The sequence below is a fragment of the Nevskia soli DSM 19509 genome, assembly GCF_000711955.1.
Classification (GTDB): Bacteria; Pseudomonadota; Gammaproteobacteria; order Nevskiales; family Nevskiaceae; genus Nevskia; species Nevskia soli.
This window is the reverse complement of the sequence record NZ_JONR01000008.1, coordinates 90,304-108,797: the sequence shown is the minus strand read 5'-3', so window position 1 is coordinate 108,797 and position 18,494 is coordinate 90,304. Positions and strand designations below refer to the sequence as shown.

Here is an 18,494-nt window from a genome sequence, read left to right as displayed (position 1 = left end):
GGCCTCGGCGCAGGGCCAGATCCTTCGCTACGCTCAGGATGACAGGAAGCTGGATTTAATCGCTTAAGCCACCGCTCCCGGCTGGCTCACCTGCAAGGCGCTCGCCGGCTGCCGCGCGCCGAACAGGCCCATCAGCAAGCCGATCACGCACATCGCCGCGACGTAGTGCGCCGGCCCCAGCGGGCTGGCCTTGCCCAGCATCGCCACCAGCGGCGGCGTGAAGCCGCCGAAGACCGCGTAGGCCACGTTGTAGGAAAACGAGATGCCGCTGAAGCGCACCGCCGGCGGGAAGTTGCGCACCAGCACCAGCGGGATCACGCCGACGATGGCGACGCACAGGCCGGTGAGGCCGTACAGCGGCACCAGCAGCCCCGGGTTCTGCCCCAGGCCCAGGTACATGGCGTAGGTGCACAGGAGCAGCAGCACGCTGCCGATGCCCAGCACCGGCCCCGGCCCGAAGCGGTCGGCCAGGGCGCCGGCGCCGATGCAGCCCAGGGTCAGCATCAGGGTCGCCACGCTGTTGGCGGTGAGCGTCTGCGCCGCGGTGAAGCCGTCCAGCTTCTGCAGCAGCGCCGGCGTCATCAGGATCACCACCACGATGGCGGCGGTCAGCACCCAGGTCACCAGCATCGAGCGCAGCACGCCGCCGAGGTGACGGCTCACCACCACCTTCAGCGGCAGTTCCTGCGACAGGGCCTTGCGCCGGCGCAGTTCCTCGAACACCGGCGTTTCGTCCAGCCAGCGCCGCAGGTAGACCGCGACGAAGCCGAAGATGCCGCCGAGGATGAAGGGGATGCGCCAGGCGAACGCAGCCACCTGCTCCGGCCCGTAGTGCCGCGTCACGCCCGCCGCCACCAGGGAGCCGAGCAGGATGCCGCCGGTCAGGCCGGAGGTGAGCATGCCCACCGCGAGGCCGGTGCGGTTGGCCGGCGCATGCTCCGCCACAAAGACCCAGGCGCCGGGGATCTCGCCGCCGATGGCCGCACCCTGCAGCACGCGCAGCAGCAGCAGGGCCAGCGGCGCCCACAGGCCGACCGCGGCATAGGTGGGCAGCAGGCCGATGCACAGCGTCGGCACCGCCATCAGGAACACACTCAGGGCGAACATGCGTTTGCGCCCGAAGCGGTCGCCGAAGTGCGCCATGACGATGCCGCCCAGCGGCCGCGCCAGGTAGCCGGCGGCGAAGATGCCGTAGGTCTGGAGCTGGCGCAGCCAGTCCGGCATGTCTGCGGGGAAGAACAGCTTGCCGATCACCACGGCGAAGAACACGTAGATGATGAAGTCGTAGAATTCCAGCGCGCCGCCCAGGGCGGAGAGCACCAGGGTCTTGGCATCGCCGCGGTTCAGCGGCCGCGCATTGTCCGAAACAGTCTGTTCCACAATCGTCTCCGGGTCAGGTCAGCAAGCGTAATGCGGCCGCCGCGCCGCCGCTACTGCCCGCCCCGGCAGGGCGGGTTCAGGCCTGGCGCCACCACAGCCATGCAGCCGCGATGGCAGGAATGGCGAAGATCACCAGGAAGATCGGCAGTTCTTCCATGAATGAGTAGCCCGCCCGGGCCACCCCGAACCACATGTTGAACGCGGCCAGGGCCAGCCATAGGGGGATGAACAGCTTCACGGCAAGACCGATCGAGCCCGTACCGCCGAGCCAGCGGCCGAGCAGCACACAGATTCCCAGCAACACCAGGCCGCCGCCGATGATCAATGCCGTGCGCATTCCACCTTCCCCTTGCTGAAACTCCAGGGCCTCAATATGGCGGAGCCGCCGGGGGAAGTCCAAAACGAAAACCCCGCACGGCCCGCGGGGATCGCCCAGGGGCCATGCGGCACTGGTCTACCGTGAAGAAGCATAAGAGCCTGTAACAGAATGAATCGCGCCTGCGACGGCGGTCATTTTTGCGCAGTGCAAGTCGGACAGAGTGCGGCATGGTGATTCCATGGTGCGCTCTGGCCGGCGCAGCACTGCGCAAAAATGGCCCCGTCCCGAAGGGTTGCGCCCAAAATCGCACCAGGGCGGCCCCGACACGGTGCCCGAGCGTAACGTGGTGGGTGCGGGAGGGGCCGCCTTCGCCCGCTCCCGCACCCACGCTGACGCGGCACCGTGTCGCGGGCGATCGTTGTCAGCCCCAGCCATGGAATCACCATGGCTCAGCCCTCCGCCTTGCCTGACGCGATTTTGGACTGCAACGCAGGTGCGATTCATTCTGTTACAGGCTCTAAGGACGGGGGATTGGCTTACTGGACGGCGTAATTGGATGACGTAAAGCCAAAAGCGGCAGCAATCGGATTCCGGGCCGCGGCGGTTGGCAAGCGCCGCCGACTCCGTTAAGGTCTCCCACCCCATTTTTCCCGACACCAGAGCCGCATGACCGATACCGCCCAGCACATCGCCCAGACCATCGCCGCCGAAATCGGCGCGCAGACCCGCCAGGTGCTGGCGGCGGTGGAATTGCTCGACGATGGCGCCACGGTGCCGTTCATCGCCCGCTACCGCAAGGAAAACACCGGCGGCCTGGACGATACGCAGCTGCGCACGCTGGAGACGCGCCTGTCCTACCTGCGCGAGCTGGAAGACCGCCGCGCCAGCATCCTCGAGTCGATCCGCGGCCAGGGCAAGCTGACCGACGAGATCGAGGCGAAGATCGTCGCGGTCGCCACCAAGGCGGAGCTGGAGGATCTGTACCTGCCCTTCAAGCCGAAGCGCCGCACCCGCGCCGAGATCGCCCGCGAGAAGGGACTGGGGCCGCTGGCCGAGGCCCTGCTCGCCGACCGCAGCCTGGTGCCGCAGGATGCGGCGGCGGCCTACATCACCGCCGAAGTGGCGGACGCCAAGGCGGCGCTGGAAGGCGCCCGCGACATCCTCACCGAGGCCTTCGCCGAAAACGCCGAGCTGCTCGGCAAGCTGCGCGGCCACCTGCGCCGCAACGCGGTGCTGCGTTCGAAGGTGGCGCCAGGCAAGGAAGCCGAGGGCGCCAAGTTCTCCGACTATTTCGACCACCACGAACGCTGGTCCGCCGTGCCGGGCCACCGCGCGCTGGCGATGATGCGCGGCCGCACCGAAGAGATCCTGATGCTGGACATCGAGGTGGATGCCGAGGACACCGCCCTGGTGAAGCCGGTGGAGCGCTTCATCGCCGAGGCCTACAACATCGGTATCGACGGCAATGCGCCCGCCGACCGCTGGCTGCTGGAAGTGGCGCGCTGGACCTGGCGGGTGAAGCTGTCGCTGTCGCTCTCGGTCGACCTGATGATCGAGCTGCGCACACGCGCCGAGGAAGAGGCGATCCAGGTCTTCGCCCGCAACCTGAAGGACCTGCTGCTCGCCGCGCCGGCCGGCTCGCGCCCGACCATGGGCCTGGACCCGGGCATCCGCACCGGGGTGAAGGTGGCCGTCATCGACGGCACCGGCAAGGTGCTGGAGACCTCCACCGTCTATCCCTTCGCCCCGCGCAACGACGTGCGCGGCGCCCAGGCCGAGCTGATGCGCCTGGTGACGCGCCATGGCGTGGAGCTGATCGCCATCGGCAACGGCACCGCCAGCCGCGAGACCGACCGCCTCGCCGCGGAGCTGATCGCAGCCCTGCCCGGCAACAAGCCGACCAAGGTGGTGGTGAGCGAGGCCGGCGCCTCGGTCTACTCCGCCTCCGAGCTCGCCGCCCAGGAATTCCCCGACCTCGACGTGTCGCTGCGCGGCGCCGTCTCCATCGCCCGCCGCCTGCAGGATCCGCTGGCGGAGCTGGTGAAGATCGAGCCCAAGTCCATCGGCGTCGGCCAGTACCAGCATGACGTGGATGCATTCCGCCTGGCGCGCTCGCTCGACGCCGTGGTGGAGGACGCGGTGAACGCCGTCGGCGTGGACCTCAACACCGCCTCGGCGCCGCTGCTGGCCCGCGTCTCCGGCGTGGGCGCTTCGCTGGCCGAGGCCATCGTCTACCACCGCAACCAGGGCGGCGCCTTCAGGACCCGGCGCGATCTGCTGGGCGTGAGCCGCCTGGGGCCGAAGACCTTCGAGCAGTGCGCCGGCTTCCTGCGCATCACCGGCGGCGACGAGCCGCTGGACGCCTCCGCCGTGCATCCCGAAGCTTACGGCGTGGCCTCGAAGATCGTCGCCGCCTGCGGCCGCGACGTGCGCAGCCTGATGGGCGACAGCGCGGCGCTGAAGGCGCTGGACCCGCGCGTCTTCGTCGACGAGAAGTTCGGCCTGCCCACGGTGCGGGACATCATCGCCGAGCTGGAAAAGCCGGGCCGCGACCCGCGCCCGGAATTCCGCACCGCGACCTTCGCCGACGGCGTCAACGAGATCGCCGACCTCAAGCCCGGCATGATGCTGGAAGGCACCGTAACCAACGTCGCCGCCTTCGGCGCTTTCGTCGACATCGGCGTCCACCAGGACGGGCTGGTCCACGTGTCGCAGCTGGCCGACCGCTTCGTCAAGAATCCGCAGGACGTGGTGAAAGCCGGCGATGTGGTCAAGGTGCGCGTGGTCGATGTGGATGCCAGGCGCAAGCGCATCGCCCTGTCGATGCGCAAGGACGACGGCGGCGCCTCCGCCCCGCCCGTCCGCGCCGAGCGCGGGGAGCGCGGCGACAGCCGTCCGAACCAGCGCCAGCAGAAGCCGCAGAAGGAAAAGCCGGCCCAGCTCGGCTCGCTCGGGGCGGCGCTGTCGGAGGCTTTGCGGCAGAAATAGACGGACCCGTCCTCCCGGCGCCCGCCCCGCCGGAGCCGTATGCCGGGCCGGAGCTGCTTGAGCGGGGAGGGACAGGACGGCCCGCAGCATCTATCATCGGTCATCGCCATTACCGGTGCGGCGCAGGCCGAAGCCCCATTGTGCACAGCAGAACAGCGCGCCCCGTGACCCGTCCCACGCGTATCAAGCCCGTAGGCTCGATCACACGCACCAAACGCACGGTCCGCATCGATCAGCGGACCAAGGTCATCGCGCAACTCATGGAAGCCACCGAGCGGCTCATCGCCGCCGGCGGCAGCTTCACCGAACTCAGCGTCGAAAAGCTGAGCCAGGAAGCCGGCATCGCGCGCTCCACCTACTACATGCACTTCAAGGATAAAGGGGAGCTGATCCAGGAGCTGACCCGCAGCATCACCGGCGAGCTGATGCAGGCGACGCAGCGCTGGTGGAGCATCGCCGCGGAAGCAACCCGGCCGCAACTGCAACGCGCGCTGCTGGAAACCCTGAAGATCTACCGCCGGCACCAGGCGGTGTTCGGCTCCCTGGCCGAAACGGCGAGCTACGATCCGGAAGTGAGCCAGGCCTTCGACGGCCTGCTCAAGGCGATGTCCAGCCATTCCCTCGATGCGATCCGCGCGGGGCAGCGCAACGGCACCATCCGCAAGGAAGTGACGGAAGCGAGCTTCACCGCCCTGGTGTGGATGACCGAGCGCATCGCCTATCGCCGCGTGCGCAACGGCAGCGACAAGGATCTGCGCGAGGCCGCAAACATCGTCACCGATGTCATCTGGCAGGTGCTTTACACCCGCAGCTGAACGCGGCGTCCGTCCGGACGCGAACGTCATTTCCCCCACCGCGCCTTCGGCACGGCCAATCCTTCCCGCGACACACTCGCCGGCCCGCCGCGGCGCCATTCGCCGTTTGGTGAATGGTACCGCGGCGAAAACAAAGCCATATGCCGTGTGCGCAGCATCACAAGATTCGGACATGAAATCTGGACACACTGTCCGAGCAGGCGTATAAGTTCTGTACCGGTCCGTATCGTCTTGCACGCCTATTAGAGACCGGGGCATCATCAGAGGAACAGGGAGGCGTCATGCAAATCAGGAACTTGCGGCTGCGGATCGCGTTCGCGGGTCTGGCCTTGTCGCTGTGCGGCAGCGCCCTGGCGACAGACTTGCTGGGCAAGCTCATCGGCGGAACGCTCAGCACAGCCGAATCCGTCGGGCAACCGATCATTGACCCCATCACCGGCCTGCTCATCCCCGGCACCAGCGGTGCACTGCAACAAATCCTGATCCGCGTCGACGGCACCTACGTGGTGACAGCGCCGGGGACAACCGCCTACAGCGCGACCCTCACCGTCAACGGCACCGGCCGAAGCTACGTCGTGGTGCGGCCCGATCCGGCGCCGCCGTCTTCCGCCATGATGGTGATCCTGCACGGCAACGGCGGTACCGCCGCCGGCATGGCCAACGTGGCGGTGATCTCGGGCTATGTCGCCACACAGGGCTTCTGGGCGGTGATGCCGCAGGCGCAGAACGGGGTATGGGGAGACGACCCCAGCAAGAACGACAACTCCGACGTTCAATTCATTTCGAAGCTGATCGATGCGCTGGTCGCGGCGGGCGGCATCGATCCGACCCGCGTCTACGCCGCGGGCCTGTCCAATGGCGGCTTCATGTCGGACCGGCTGGCCTGCGAGTTGGCACCCAAAATCGCCGCCTTCGGCATGGTGGCCGCCACCGTGCGCACAGGCGTCATGAATTCCTGCCCCGCGGCGGTACAAAGACCCAAGCTGTTCATTCTCGGCACCACCGACCCCATCGTGCCCTACAACGGCTGGGGCATCCTCAGCGACATCCAGTCCGCCGCCAAGGCGATTTCGTTCTGGTCCACGCTGCAGGGCTGCGTCTCGCCGAGCACCACCGCCCTGCCGAACTCGACCAATGACGGCACCACCGTCAACCTCGAAACCTTCGCCAGCTGTTCCAGCGGAGCGGACCTGAGGCTGTATACCGTCAACGGCGGCGGCCACGCCTGGCCGGGCGGCCTGCAATACCTGCCGGTACCGATCATCGGCACCACCAGCACCGATATTTCCGCCACCGGCCTGATCTGGAATTTCGCCAGGGCGTACCACCTGTAGCCGACGGTCCGACGGAACCAGCCACGGGCCGATCGGACTCCGCCAGTGCAGGCCCGGCAGAGGCTTGTATCGGAATCCGAAACAGAGCCGCGCCGTGCGCTGCCGGAGGGCTATGCATCGCCCACCAGGGCGTCCCACTACCTGATCCGCCTGTTTCTCGCCTGCTTCGGCCTGAGCTATTTCTACTTCGCCGGACGGGTCAGGGAGACGCTGCCGCTATCGCTGCATGCGGTGTTCGTGATGGTGGCCTGCTACGCCCTCGCCAACGGCATCCTGCTGCTGCGCCGCCGCGCGGCGGCGCGCTTCACCTCCGCCTATGTCGTGGTCCTGCTCGACCTGGCCATGCTGGCGGTCATCGTCCTGCAGGATCCCTACCCCGCCTCGCCGGTGACGATCCTGCTGCTGTCGGCCGCCTTCGACCTGGGTCAGCGCTTCGCGCCCAGGGTATTCACCCTGGCGACCGCATTGGCCCTGTGCATCCTGGCCTTCAATCTATGGGTCCGGTTGCGATCCGGCCAGCCAGCGATGTCGCCGGACGGCATCTGGCTGACGCTGTCGATCGGCGCCCTGATGATCTATTTCTACAGCGCATCGCTGGCGGCGAACGCCGCGCGTGCCGAACGCCGGCGCACCGCCGCGCAGTTGGCCGAGCTGCGGCAGCGCGAACAGCAGGGCGTCGAGGCGCAGTTGCGGATGGCCCGCTTCAGCGAATCGCTGCGCGCCGCCGCCATGCACCCGGTCGACTTCGACGAGCGCATGCTCGCCGTGCTGGTGATGGAAGCCGGCGCCTGCGCGGCGGTGCTGCATGAATTGATCGAGGACGGCAGCCTGCGGCCCGCGGCCACCTATGCCATGGACCTGCAACAGATCGGCAGCCGGCGCATCGCGATGGGCGAAGGGCTGGTCGGGGCCTGCGCCCAACACCGCAAGGCCATGGTCCTGCACGAAGTTCCGCCCGGGTACTTCGAACTGGTTTCCGGCCTCGGCCGCGGCGCGCCTCCGCACCTGTACCTGATGCCGCTGGGCTTCAGCACACAGCTCGCGGGTGTGCTGGAGTTCGCTACCATCGAAGCCTTGCAGGAATCGGAACTGAGCCTGCTCGAGCGCATGCTCGAGGCCGTCGCCGGAACCCTGCTGGTCATCCCCCGCGGTCCATCACAGCCGGAACCGCACGCCAACGTCGCCCCGACAGGAGGAACATCCTGAAATCCTATAACCAACTCACCCTGAAACAGCGGCTGCGGATAGCCGCCGGGCTGAAAGCCGGGCTGAGCCTGACGCGAATCGCGCGAACCATCGGCGTCAACAAATCCACCGTCAGCCGCGAGTTGAGGCGCAACGCGGGCGGACGCGGCTATCGTCCCGAACAGGCCCAGGCACAGCTGCAGAAACGGCGCGTGCTGTCCATGGGCGGGCCGGCCAGACCCGGAAGGGCTGCATCCGGCGACGCTCAGCGCGGTCGCCCGATGACCTAGAGGCGCGCCTGCCGATCGGGATCGGAACAAATCGGCTAGGTGGGCAGCAGATTCCGCACTTCGCCCAGTAGTCGCGCCATGTCCGCCGGCCCCAACGCGCCCATGGTGGAAATGCGGAACAGGGTGCTGGCCAGGGCGCCCTGGCCGGCGTAGATGATGAAACCCTTGGCCTTGAGGCCGTCGTGCAGGCGCGCGTAGTCCACCGGCAGGTGATAGGCGCGCAGCACCACCGAGGATTCGGCGGTGGGCAGCAGCGGCTTCACGCCGAGAACGGCGAGGCCGTCGGCGACCTGTCCGGCCAGCGCGGTGTACTTCGCTTGTCGCGCGGCGAAACCACCCTCGTCGGCGAACTCGCGCAAGGCTTCGCGCAAGGCGTAGTAGGCGTGCACCGAAGGGGTGAAGGGCGTGCCGCGCTGGTCCTGCGCGCGGCTCCAGGCAGCCAGGTCCAGGTAGAGGGTGCGCGCGCTTGCCGTCTTCAGCGCCGCGCGGCGCACGATGACGAAGCAGGCGCCGGGCACCCCGTGCAGGCACTTGTTGGCGGTCGCGGCGGCGGCGGTGAAGCCGGGCCGGCTGAAGTCGATGGCCTCGGCGCCGAAGCTCGACACGGTGTCAGCCAGTAGGGCCACGCCGAACTCCGAACACAGCGCGGCCAGTTCATTCAGCGCGTTGAGGCGGCCGGTGGTGGTCTCGTGATGCACCGCCGCGACGTGGGTGATGGCGGGCTGGGCTTGCAGGCGCCTGCGCACCGCGGCCAGGTCCATCGGCGCGGTCCATTCCTGGCGCACGACTTCGCAGGCGATGCCGTGGCGCTGCGCGATATTGGTCATGCGCTCGCCGTAGACGCCATTCTCCACCACCAGCAAACGACCCTCGGCCGGCACCAGGCTGGACAGCATGGCTTCGACCGCGGCGGTACCGGAACCGGTGAGCAGCACCGCCGACCAGGTCGCCGGATCGAGGCCGTAGACGCCGAGCAGGCGCTCGCGGATTTCGTCCTGGAGGTCGAAGAACTCACCTTCGCGGTGGCACAGGTCGGGCAGCAGCAGGCTGTTGCGCACCCGCTCGCTCAGGGTGACTGGGCCCGGGTTGAGCAGGAGCGGGCGGTTCATGCGGGCACTTCCTTCGAGGCCGCGCCGATGTGCGCGGCCAGCCGCGCGCTGACCTGCTCCGGCGTCACCGAGGGACGCGGCAGGTTGGGCGAGGCGCCGGGGCGCGTGCGCAGGTGGGCGAAGCGCGGGCCCTGCACACCTTTGGCGGCGAACAGTTCGTCGATCACTTCGAGGCCCTCGGACTCCAGCGCCAGCGGATAGCCGCAGGCGGCGGCGATGGCGGCGAAGGACACGCCGGCCGAAACGGTGGCCTGGCCACCGGTGGAATCGTGCACGCCGTTGTCGAGCAGCAGGTGCACCAGGTTGGAGGGGCCGTAGGTGCCGAGGGTGGCGAACAGGCCCATGCGCATCAGTGCCGCGCCGTCGCCGTCCACCGCCACCACCTGCAGGTCCGGCCGCGCCAGCGCCAGGCCCAGGGCCATGGCTGAGACGCAGCCCATGGAACCGACCATGTAGAGCTGGTTGGGGCGGTCATCCACCGCGTACAGCTCGCGGCCGGTGAAACCGGTGGTGGCGAGCACCACGCTGCTCTTCAGCGGCGTGTGTTCGATGACGCGGCGCAGGGCGTCGGCGCGGCTGGGACGCGTGCCGCCGGCAGCGGCTTTCACCACGGCCTTGCCGGCCGCGCGCGGCGGCGGCGCGCCGGAGCCGCGCAGCGGGTATTCCGCCACGGTGCCCTTCTTCATCAGTAGCGCATAGGGGCGGCGCTCGCGGTCCATGTACTGCGTGGCCCGCTCCAGCGCGGCGGCGATCTCCTCCGGCTGCTGCGGGAAGATCTCCCAGGGGATCTCCATGGTGTCGAGCACGTTCGGCGTGATCGGCCCCATCAACTGGTGCTGCGGCTCGTCGTGCACGCCGGGCTCGCCGCGCCAGGTGATGATCAGCAGCACCGGCAGGCGGAAGGTCCAGGTCAGCGAGGTCAGCGGGCTCACCGCGTTGCCCAGGCCGGAGTTCTGCATCATGGCGACGGCGCGCGTGCCGCTGGCGGCCTGCCCGGCCGCCACCGCCACCGCGTCACCCTCGTTGGCGCAGGACAGGTAGCTCAGCGAGGTGTCCTGGATGACGTAGTTGATGAACGGCGTGAGGTAGGAACAGGGCACGCCCGCATAGAAAGAAAAGCCGCGCTGGCGCGCGGCTTCGACGAAGGCGGCGGCCTCGATCACTTGCGGCTCCCGTAGGAGGACTCGGCGTGGGCGAAATCGCTGGCCTGCTGCAGGCTGGCGTGGTCGTTGACGTCGAGCCAGTGGCCGTGCACGTACAGCACCTTGATGCGGTGGCCGGCGTCGATGATGGCGTTGAGCAGCTCCGGCATGCCGAGCCTGGCGAAGTCGGGTTGTTTACGGAGATGTTCCAGCGCGGCGAGCAGCTTGTCGCGGCCGGCGCCGCGCACGCGCAGCATGCCGATCCAGCGGCCGCTGGGGCGGGCGCTGCCGTCCTGCGGCGCGGTGCAATGGGCAACGCGGCGCAGCGACACGTCGCGGCCGAAGATGCCGCGCTCGTCCGGCAGGTCGGCATAGGCCAAGTCGCAGGGCGCGTCGGGCGCGGTCTGGGTGGAGTCGACCACCACGGTGAGATCGGCGTCGGTATCCAGCAGGTCGCGCAGGATGTAGCGGCGGAACAGCAGGTCGCCGTAGCTGACCACGGTGTCGTCGCCGAAACGGTCGATGGCGCAGCTGAGCGAGGCCAGCTCGCCGCTGCAGTCGTAGTCCGGGTTGACCACCAGGTTGACGCCGGCCACGTCGATGGCCTGCGCCTTGTAGCCGGCCACCACGGTGATGTCGTTCATGCCCTGCTTGCGGAAGGCCTTGACCATGCGCAGCAGCAGCGGCTCGCCCGCCACCGGCAGCATCACCTTGGGACGGTCCTCGGTCAGCGCGTCGAGGTTGTCGCCGCGGCTGGCCGCCAGCACCACCGCGCGCGCGGCGTTGGGCGTGGCGTAGATGCGCTCGGCCTCGCTGTACTCGTCGGCGCCCTGCAGGCGGAAGATCTCGTTGACGGTGGCGACGCGCTCCTCGATGCCGACCAGGGTCTGCGTCTCGAACACTTCGCGCGCCGCCGCCTGCATCGCCGGGATGGCGGCGCGCAGCAGGTGGTTGGCCCAGATCACCAGGTTGATGCCGGCGCGGCGGAACACCTCGGTCGGCGTGCTGTAGTACTTGGTCGGCACGATCACCAGCGGCGAGCGCCCGGCCCACTCCTTGGCGAACTGCAGGATCTCGTCCGGCTTGGAGCGCTTGGAGTGGATCAGGATGGCGTCGGCGCCGGCGCGGCGGTAGGCCTCGGCGCGGCTCAGCGCCTCGCTCATGCCCCAGCCGGCGATCAGCGCCTCGACGCGCGCGACGATGTTGAAGTCCGGATCGGACTGGGTGTCCTTGCCGGCCTTGATCTTGCCGCAGAACTCGTCGACGTCGGCCAGCTGCTGGCGCTCGCTGTCGATGAAGCTGTTGGTCTTGGGGAACTGCTTGTCCTCGATGCAGACGCCGGCGATGCCGCGCTGCTCCAGCTTGCGCACCAGGCGCCGCAGGTTGTTGAAATTGCCGTAGCCGGTGTCGCCGTCGAGCAGGATCGGCAGCGAGCTGGCGTCGCTCATGAATTCGAGCAGCTCGATGATCTGGGTCCAGCTCGCCTCGTTGTTGTCGCGCACGCCGAACTGCGAGGAGATGGTCAGGCCCGAGCCCCAGATGCCCTGGAAGCCGGCTTCCTCGACGATGCGGGCGGAGAGGCCGTTGTGCGCCTCCATGATGAAGGAGGTTTCCGGGCTGGTCAGCAGCTTGCGCAGCCGGGCGGCACGGGTGGGGAGGATCAGTTCGGGTCGGTTCATGTCAGTGCCTGTAGCTGCGGCAGTACCTCGTCGCGGGCGCGAACCAGGTCTGCGGGGAAGTCGATTTCCAGCCACGGCGCGCCGGTGACGTCGGCCGTGTCAAAGTCCTGCGGGCGTTCCAGCAGCAGGTCGCGCACCGCCTCTTCGTGAGGCTGGTCGGCGCGGCCGCTGTCGATATAGGACGCCACGATAGCGGCAAAACGCCGCGCCGTGGTTTCGGTGAAGCGGAAGAAGCCGACCGACTCGCCCCAGGTGTCGTACACCAGGTCCGGCGCCAGGCGCTTGCGCAACTCCACCGGCAGGCCGTCCTTGAGGCAGATCTTCACCGGCTCCTCGCCGGGCTGGAAGCCGCGGTCCATCAGCAGGCGGTCGGCGTGCGCGCCGGCGCACAGCGCCTCGAACATGCGGCCGTCGTAGAGCACGTCGGCATCCATCAGCAACACGTCGCCGCCGGCGGTCAGCGCCTCGGCGATGCAATGCACGGTCAGCACGCTGCCCAGGGTGTAGCGCTCGTTCAGCACCAGCTTCGGCCGCGGCTGCCATTGCAGGCGGTCCAGCTCGGCTTCGATCTGCCGCGGCTCGTAGCCGGTGGCGATCACCACCTCGCTCACGCCGGCCTGGCGCAGCAGCAGCAGGTGGCGCTCGAGCAGGCTGCGGCCGCCGAATTGCAGCAGGCACTTGGGCGGCGGCTTTTCGCCGGGCTGGCTCAGCCGCCGGCCGAAGCCGGCGGCCAGGATAATGGCGCGCATCAGGTTCCCTTGTTGACCGGCACCGGCCGCGCCAGGCGGCGGCGCATCCAGCGTCCTTCCATATATTGCCAGTAGAGCAGCGCCGGCAGGCCGAGCAGCAGTTCACGCGCGCGCTTGATCAGCGACAGCGCCAAAGCCGTCGGCGCGGACAAACCGACCAGGGCGCCGAGCAGCAGGTAACCGCCTTCCTGCACACCGAGGGCGCCCGGAATGGCGAAGGCGATGCCGCGGATCGCCTGGCCCAGGCTTTCCAGCATCAGTGCATCGAGCAGCGATACCGGGTGACCGAGGAAATATAGCGCCAGCCAGACCTCGCCGACGCCTGCCACCCAACCGGCCAGATTGAGCAGGAAGCTGGCCATGCCCACGCCACGTCGGGCATAGGCGCCCTGCACCGCCGCATCCAGGGCCTCGGCGCCGCCGCTGAAATCGAGCCAGTCGCGGCCGCTGGAAAAACGGTTGAGCAGCCGCGCCAGCCGCGCGAACAGGCCGCGCTTCTGCAGGCTGTAGAACCAGATGGCGTTGGCGCCGAACAGGCCGATGCCGATCAGCAGGCCATAGAGCAGCTTGCGGTCGCCGGCGTGCGCCGCCAGGGCCAGCATGCCGAGCAGGGCGAAAGCCGCCTGCGACAGCATCTGCTGGGTGGTGGCGACCACCACCGCGGCGCCGGCTTCGGCGCGTCCCGCGCCGAAGCGCGCCAGCAGGCGCGCCATCACCATCGGGCCGCCCATCTGCGCCACCGGCAGCAGGCCATTCACCGCTTCGCCGATCCAGCGCGCGCGCGCCAGGCGCCGCCGCGGCATCGGCCGCTCCAGCACCACGCCCATGGCGGCGGAATCCAGCAGCAGGGAGACCAGGTGGAAAGCGGCGACGATCAGCACGCCCCAGCCGGCCAGCGCGAATGTCTCCAGCACTTGCCCGGCGCCTTCGTAGACGAGCAGGGCCGTAAAGGCGCCCGTGCCCAGGGCCAGGGCAAGGAAAACGGGGAATTTCACGGCGAGCGTCGGCTGCTGCGGAAAACCTGGCTGAAGCCGAAGTAGGCGAAGGAATCCTTCATGTTCGAAATCAGCCGCCACCACGGGCTCATGGCCTGGTTGGTGACGTATTCGAAGGTCAACGCCACCCGGTCCTCGCCTTCGGCCGACGGCGTGATGCGGTGCTGCAGCTTGTCGCCGTTGAAGAACACCAGGGCGCCAGGCTTGAGCGCGATGGCGCCATCGACCGGGGTGCGTCCCGCCGCCTTGGTATAGAGGCGGTATTCGAGCTTGCAGGAGGAATCGTCGATCACGCCCAGCAGCAAGGTATAGCGCTTGCCCTTGTAATAGGACGTGTCGTAATGCCAGCCGATGTGGTCGCCCGCCTCGGTATAGAAGTAGAGCGCATAAGCATGCGGATCGTCCGCCGGCGACGGCAACAGGGCCTCGCCGCAGAGGTCGCGCAGCCAGTCGGTGAACTCAGTCCGGCGGTACAGTTCGGCGATGACGGGGGCCAGCTTGTCGATGACGTGGCGGCTGACGCTGCCGCCTTTCTTGTGGCCGGGAATCAGGTTGCGGTTGACCGCGCCGCGGGTATCGCGCACCGCGTCCTGCAGCTGCCGCACCAGTTCCGGCGGCAGGAAGTCCTCGAGGAACAGGAACTCGTCCTGCTCCAGGAAGCGCTGCCGCAGCGCCGCTTTGTCCAGCACCGCCAGGCGTCCGGACATATCCCGCGCCACCGCGGATTCAGCCGATTGCGGCGTCGAGTCCGCGGCCGGCGCGGCGGCTTTTGCACCGGCGGCGTTCAACGCTGCCGGTACTCGTGCGGGGCGACGACGGCGCGGCCGGAGCGCACGAACTCGCCCGTCACCCACAGCGCATACGCCAGCGAGCCGACGGCCGCGGCCAGCAGGAAGGGTTGGAGTGAGTCGCTCAGGGTCACCAGCGGCATCAGGTACAGCACGTCCTCGGTCTCGAAGCCGCCGACGCGGCTCAGCTGCGTGCCGGCCTTGCCCAGGCGATTCTCGATGACCATGCGCATGGAGAAGATGAAGCTGACGGCGCAGCCGGTGAGCGCGCCGAGCGCCACCGCCCACTGGCCCAGCGGCCCGCCGCTGAGACCGAAGCCGATGGCGGCGAACAGCAGCACGTGGATCAACGCGTCCGACACCAGGTCATATATATGACCGACGCGGCTGGTCTTGCCGCTGACGCGGGCCAGCTCGCCGTCGGTATGGTCGAGGAAGTTCGACAGCACGAACAGCAGCGCGCCGACATTGCTCCACAGGTAGGTGCCCGGCATGAAAAAGACAATGCCGGCCACGCCAACCAGCAGGCGCACCGTGGTGAGATGATTCGGGCTAACCCGGGTATGCACCAGCGGCATGATCAGCCGCCGTGCCAGCTGTGCGTCCCAGGGACGCGGGGGCTCAATCTTTTTTTCGTTCATGCGACTCCCCAATCCAACATCAGGCCCGACACCACTGCCCGCGGCGCAAGGGATGACCCTTGCGTTTCCGGGCGGAAAGAAACTTCTGGCGGCGGTCGACGGCCTGGGATTCGAGTGCAGAGCGGCGCATTCCCCCTCGAGTTTCCCTTGCAGCCCGCCGACGCCGGAACCCGGACCGGCCGGGTTGGAGAATCGGGTCTGCTCAGACGGTCTGTTTGATGCCTTGCGCATGACAGAAGTTACAGAATTATAACGCCCAGAGGACATTCCTGTGACAGGCTTGGGACGAATTCCGTTCGTACAAGGGCTTTCGGCGTTAGTTTTTGAAAGTTACGGGCCGTAATATTTGTCGTTGCGCCACGCCGCAAGGACTCCGGAAGGTCGCCCGCAGCGCATAACGGGATCGCCCGCGCGGTGCGGCCAGCCCAAGCGGGATCAGCGCGCGGCTGCTGTATTGCGGGGCAACCGCCCCGGTTTGCGCTGCCGCTTCGGACCGGAATCCCCCGTCAGTACCGCCACGCCTGTTTCGCCCTCCATCCCCGGCAGGTCGAACGCGCCTTCGATGGCGATGGCGCGGAACTTCGCCTGCGCGAAATCGGCGAAGGCCGAGACCGCCAGCGGAATCTGCTCGCGGCTCGGGAACAGCACGCTGAAATCGGCGCCGCCGCGGCGATACTGCGGCAGCACCTGCACCAGCCGTCCGGCGGCGACCTCACGGGCGCACAGCGTGCTCGGCATGAGGGCAATGCCCAGTCCTTCCACGCAAGCCTTCAACAACACCCGCGCATCGTTGGCGGCCAGGCGTCCGCTGACCTGCACTTCCTCCGCGCCGTTGGGGCCCTGCAAGCGCCACACCGTACGACCCTGGCGGCTGGAAGCGGTGAGGCAGTCGTGCTGTGCCAGCGCCTGCAGCTCCGCCGGCGCGCCGCGCTGTTCCAGATACCCCGGACTGGCGAGCAACACCAGATAGTGCGGAATGATCCGCTGCACGGTGAAGCCGCCCGCTGTCGTCACCCCGGCGCGGAACGCCATGTCGATGCCCTCCCCGATCAGGTCGGCGGCGGCATCGTCGAGCACGAAATCGATGCGGACCCGCGGATGGGACGCCAGGAACTCGGCCACCCACTCGATGCGGAACAGATCGAAAAAGCCGGCCGGCGCCGCCACCCGGAAGGAACCGCCCGGCGTCTGGCTGCCGTCCACCAGCCGTTGCCCGGTGTCCAGCACCTTTTCCACCGCAGGGGCGCACTGCTCGAAGAAGGCATGGCCCGCGGTGGTCAGCGTCAGCTTGCGCGTCGAGCGCTGCATCAGCCGCGTTTCCAGCCGGGTTTCGAGCTGGCGCACGCGCCGGCTCAGGGTATTCGCGGGAATGCCCAGGCGCCGTGCCGCCTCGATGAAGCTGCCGGCGCGGATCACCTGCACGAACATCGCCACCTCGTTCAGGTCGATCATACGATTACTTCCATTTCTGGATTTGTGTCGTCCGATTACTCTGTCTAGTCAATCAATCATCCGGCACCTATCCTGCGTTGGCAAGCATTGAAGCTGCCCGGCTGCGGCCCATGGCAGCGTCATCCACCGAGCGGAGATCTCCCATGTCGAAAGTCCTTGTCCTGTATTACTCGTCCTACGGCCACATCGAGACCATGGCCAACGCAGTCGCCGAAGGCGCCCGCTCGGCCGGTGCCACCGTCGACATCAAGCGCGTGCCCGAAACCGCGCCGGCCGAGGTGGCCAAGGCCGCCCATTTCAAGCTCGACCAGGCGGCGCCCGTCGCCAATATCGAGCAGCTCGCCGACTACGATGCCATCATCGTCGGCACGCCCACCCGCTTCGGCCGCATGCCTTCGCAGATGGCCAGCTTCCTCGATCAGGCCGGCGGCCTGTGGATGCGCGGCGCGCTCAACGGCAAGGTCGGCGGCGCCTTCACTTCCACCGCGACCCAGCACGGCGGCCAGGAAATGACGCTGTTCTCCGTCATCACCAACCTGCTGCACTTCGGCATGACCGTCGTCGGCCTGCCCTACAGCTTCCAGGGCCAGATGACCCTGGACGAGATCACCGGCGGCAGCCCCTACGGCGCCACCACCATCGCCGGCGGCCAGGGCCAGCGGCAGCCCAGCGCCAACGAACTGGAGGGCGCGCGCCACCAGGGCAAGCTGATCGCCGAAACCGCCAACAAGCTGTTCGCCAAGTAAGAGCCGAGGCCGTCATGAGCGCCGCTGCCCGCGTGTTGAACGATGCCGCCGCCACACCTCGCGCCATCGTGTTCCGCACGCGCGGCAGTTCTCACGGCCCCATCACCCGCCTGGTCAGCCCCTCCGATGTGGGTGAACTGATCAAGCCCTTCGTCTTCCTCGACGCCTTCGCTGCGATGCCGGGCAACGGCCCGCAGTTCGGCTGGCATCCGCATTCCGGCATCGCCACCCTGACCGTGCTTCTGGAGGGAGAGGTCGGCTACGAGGAAACCACCGGAGTAAAGGGCATGTTGAACGCGGGCGGCGTGGAGTGGATGCGTGCCGCCGCCGGCGTCTGGCACACCGGCACGATGAACGGCAGGGAGCGCGTCAAGGGCTTCCAGCTCTGGGTGGCGTTGCCGCCCGAACTGGAAAACGGCGAGCCGCAAAGCCGCTATCTCTCCAATGAAGAAGTCCCCGTCGACGGTCCCGCACGCGTCGTGCTGGGCCGCAGCGGCGATGCCGTCAGCGCCATTCCGGCGCCGGCGGGCATGAACTACCTCGACGTGCGCCTCAAGGCCGGTGAACGCTGGCGTTACCAGCCGCCGCAGGGTCACACCGTCGCCTGGGTCGCCGTGCATGAGGGTGCATTGAATACGCCGCACGCTGTGCCGGCCGGCGAACTGGCGGTGTTCGACCGCTCCGCTGCGTCCATCGAATTCGAAGCGCAGGGCGACACCGGCTTCGTCCTCGGCTCGGCCGTGCCGCATCCGCATGAACTGGTGCTGGGGTACTACTCGGTGCACACCAGCCGCGCCGCACTCGACCGGGGTGAGCGGGAGATCGATCGTATCGGGCAGTTGCTGCACGCCGACGGCCGCCTGCGTTAGGGAGGGTCTGAAC

The 18,494-nt window shown here is 68.1% G+C and carries 17 protein-coding genes; 7 read left to right on the top strand and 10 right to left on the bottom strand.

Annotated elements, in window-relative coordinates:
• Positions 1-63: 63 nt before the first annotated feature.
• The gene (locus BP26_RS0104905; protein WP_051748331.1) at positions 64-1,383 is read right to left on the bottom strand and encodes an MFS transporter; all 1,320 of its coding nucleotides are present in this window, start codon (positions 1,381-1,383) and stop codon (positions 64-66) included.
• A 73-nt stretch (positions 1,384-1,456) separates the two neighbouring features.
• Positions 1,457-1,717, bottom strand: a complete 261-nt coding sequence (locus BP26_RS0104900) for a hypothetical protein (RefSeq protein WP_029919461.1) — start codon at positions 1,715-1,717, stop codon at positions 1,457-1,459.
• A gap of 648 nt (positions 1,718-2,365) precedes the next feature.
• On the opposite strand from BP26_RS0104900, the gene BP26_RS0104895 reads away from it, so the two are divergent.
• The 5 genes from BP26_RS0104895 to BP26_RS30520 all read left to right on the top strand — a co-directional run bounded on the left by BP26_RS0104895 (position 2,366) and on the right by BP26_RS30520 (position 8,311).
• Positions 2,366-4,687 (top strand): Tex family protein, encoded by a 2,322-nt coding sequence (locus BP26_RS0104895; RefSeq protein ID WP_029919460.1) that lies wholly within the window; start codon positions 2,366-2,368, stop codon positions 4,685-4,687.
• Between the two features lie 164 nt (positions 4,688-4,851).
• Positions 4,852-5,502 (top strand): TetR/AcrR family transcriptional regulator, encoded by a 651-nt coding sequence (locus BP26_RS0104890; protein ID WP_051748330.1) that lies wholly within the window; start codon positions 4,852-4,854, stop codon positions 5,500-5,502.
• Between the two features lie 281 nt (positions 5,503-5,783).
• Positions 5,784-6,836, top strand: coding sequence for a CE1 family esterase (locus tag BP26_RS26405; protein ID WP_211254830.1), 1,053 nt, complete (start codon positions 5,784-5,786; stop codon positions 6,834-6,836).
• A gap of 45 nt (positions 6,837-6,881) precedes the next feature.
• Positions 6,882-8,042, top strand: a complete 1,161-nt coding sequence (locus BP26_RS0104880; protein WP_029919457.1) for a GAF domain-containing protein — start codon at positions 6,882-6,884, stop codon at positions 8,040-8,042.
• Positions 7,991-8,311 carry a helix-turn-helix domain-containing protein gene (locus BP26_RS30520; RefSeq protein WP_436233349.1) on the top strand — a complete coding sequence of 107 codons (321 nt, stop codon included), beginning with the start codon at positions 7,991-7,993 and terminating at the stop codon, positions 8,309-8,311. The genes BP26_RS0104880 and BP26_RS30520 overlap by 52 nt, the downstream gene beginning before the upstream one ends.
• Positions 8,312-8,346: 35 nt before the next feature.
• Here the strand turns inward: BP26_RS30520 and BP26_RS0104875 are convergent, their stop codons facing one another.
• The 8 genes from BP26_RS0104875 to BP26_RS0104840 form a co-directional block, all read right to left on the bottom strand.
• Positions 8,347-9,420 carry a 2-aminoethylphosphonate aminotransferase gene (locus BP26_RS0104875; RefSeq protein ID WP_029919456.1) on the bottom strand — a complete coding sequence of 358 codons (1,074 nt, stop codon included), beginning with the start codon at positions 9,418-9,420 and terminating at the stop codon, positions 8,347-8,349.
• Complete coding sequence (gene aepY, locus BP26_RS0104870; RefSeq protein ID WP_029919455.1) at positions 9,417-10,583, bottom strand: phosphonopyruvate decarboxylase; 1,167 nt, start codon at positions 10,581-10,583, stop codon at positions 9,417-9,419. The genes BP26_RS0104875 and aepY overlap by 4 nt, the downstream gene beginning before the upstream one ends.
• Positions 10,580-12,241 (bottom strand): phosphoenolpyruvate mutase, encoded by a 1,662-nt coding sequence (aepX, locus tag BP26_RS0104865; protein WP_029919454.1) that lies wholly within the window; start codon positions 12,239-12,241, stop codon positions 10,580-10,582. The genes aepY and aepX overlap by 4 nt, the downstream gene beginning before the upstream one ends.
• On the bottom strand, positions 12,238-12,990 hold the full coding sequence (locus tag BP26_RS0104860; RefSeq protein ID WP_029919453.1) for a phosphocholine cytidylyltransferase family protein: 753 nt from the start codon (positions 12,988-12,990) through the stop codon (positions 12,238-12,240). The genes aepX and BP26_RS0104860 overlap by 4 nt, the downstream gene beginning before the upstream one ends.
• On the bottom strand, positions 12,990-13,985 hold the full coding sequence (locus BP26_RS0104855; RefSeq protein WP_029919452.1) for a lysylphosphatidylglycerol synthase domain-containing protein: 996 nt from the start codon (positions 13,983-13,985) through the stop codon (positions 12,990-12,992). Before BP26_RS0104855 ends, BP26_RS0104860 begins: the two co-directional genes overlap by 1 nt.
• On the bottom strand, positions 13,982-14,692 hold the full coding sequence (locus BP26_RS0104850; RefSeq protein ID WP_211254829.1) for a HalD/BesD family halogenase: 711 nt from the start codon (positions 14,690-14,692) through the stop codon (positions 13,982-13,984). The genes BP26_RS0104855 and BP26_RS0104850 overlap by 4 nt, the downstream gene beginning before the upstream one ends.
• 77 nt (positions 14,693-14,769) lie before the next feature.
• A complete protein-coding gene (locus tag BP26_RS0104845; RefSeq protein ID WP_029919450.1) occupies positions 14,770-15,414 on the bottom strand; it encodes a CDP-alcohol phosphatidyltransferase family protein in 645 nt (214 codons plus the stop codon).
• Positions 15,415-15,849: 435 nt separating this feature from the next.
• Positions 15,850-16,866, bottom strand: coding sequence for a LysR family transcriptional regulator (locus BP26_RS0104840; RefSeq protein WP_084182805.1), 1,017 nt, complete (start codon positions 16,864-16,866; stop codon positions 15,850-15,852).
• A 143-nt stretch (positions 16,867-17,009) separates the two neighbouring features.
• Between BP26_RS0104840 and wrbA the strand changes: the two genes are divergently transcribed.
• The gene (gene wrbA / locus BP26_RS0104835) at positions 17,010-17,612 is read left to right on the top strand and encodes an NAD(P)H:quinone oxidoreductase (RefSeq protein ID WP_029919448.1); all 603 of its coding nucleotides are present in this window, start codon (positions 17,010-17,012) and stop codon (positions 17,610-17,612) included.
• A gap of 14 nt (positions 17,613-17,626) precedes the next feature.
• Positions 17,627-18,481: a pirin family protein gene (locus tag BP26_RS0104830; RefSeq protein WP_051748329.1), complete on the top strand. Its 855-nt coding sequence runs from the start codon at positions 17,627-17,629 to the stop codon at positions 18,479-18,481.
• The last annotated feature ends 13 nt before the right edge of the window (positions 18,482-18,494 follow it).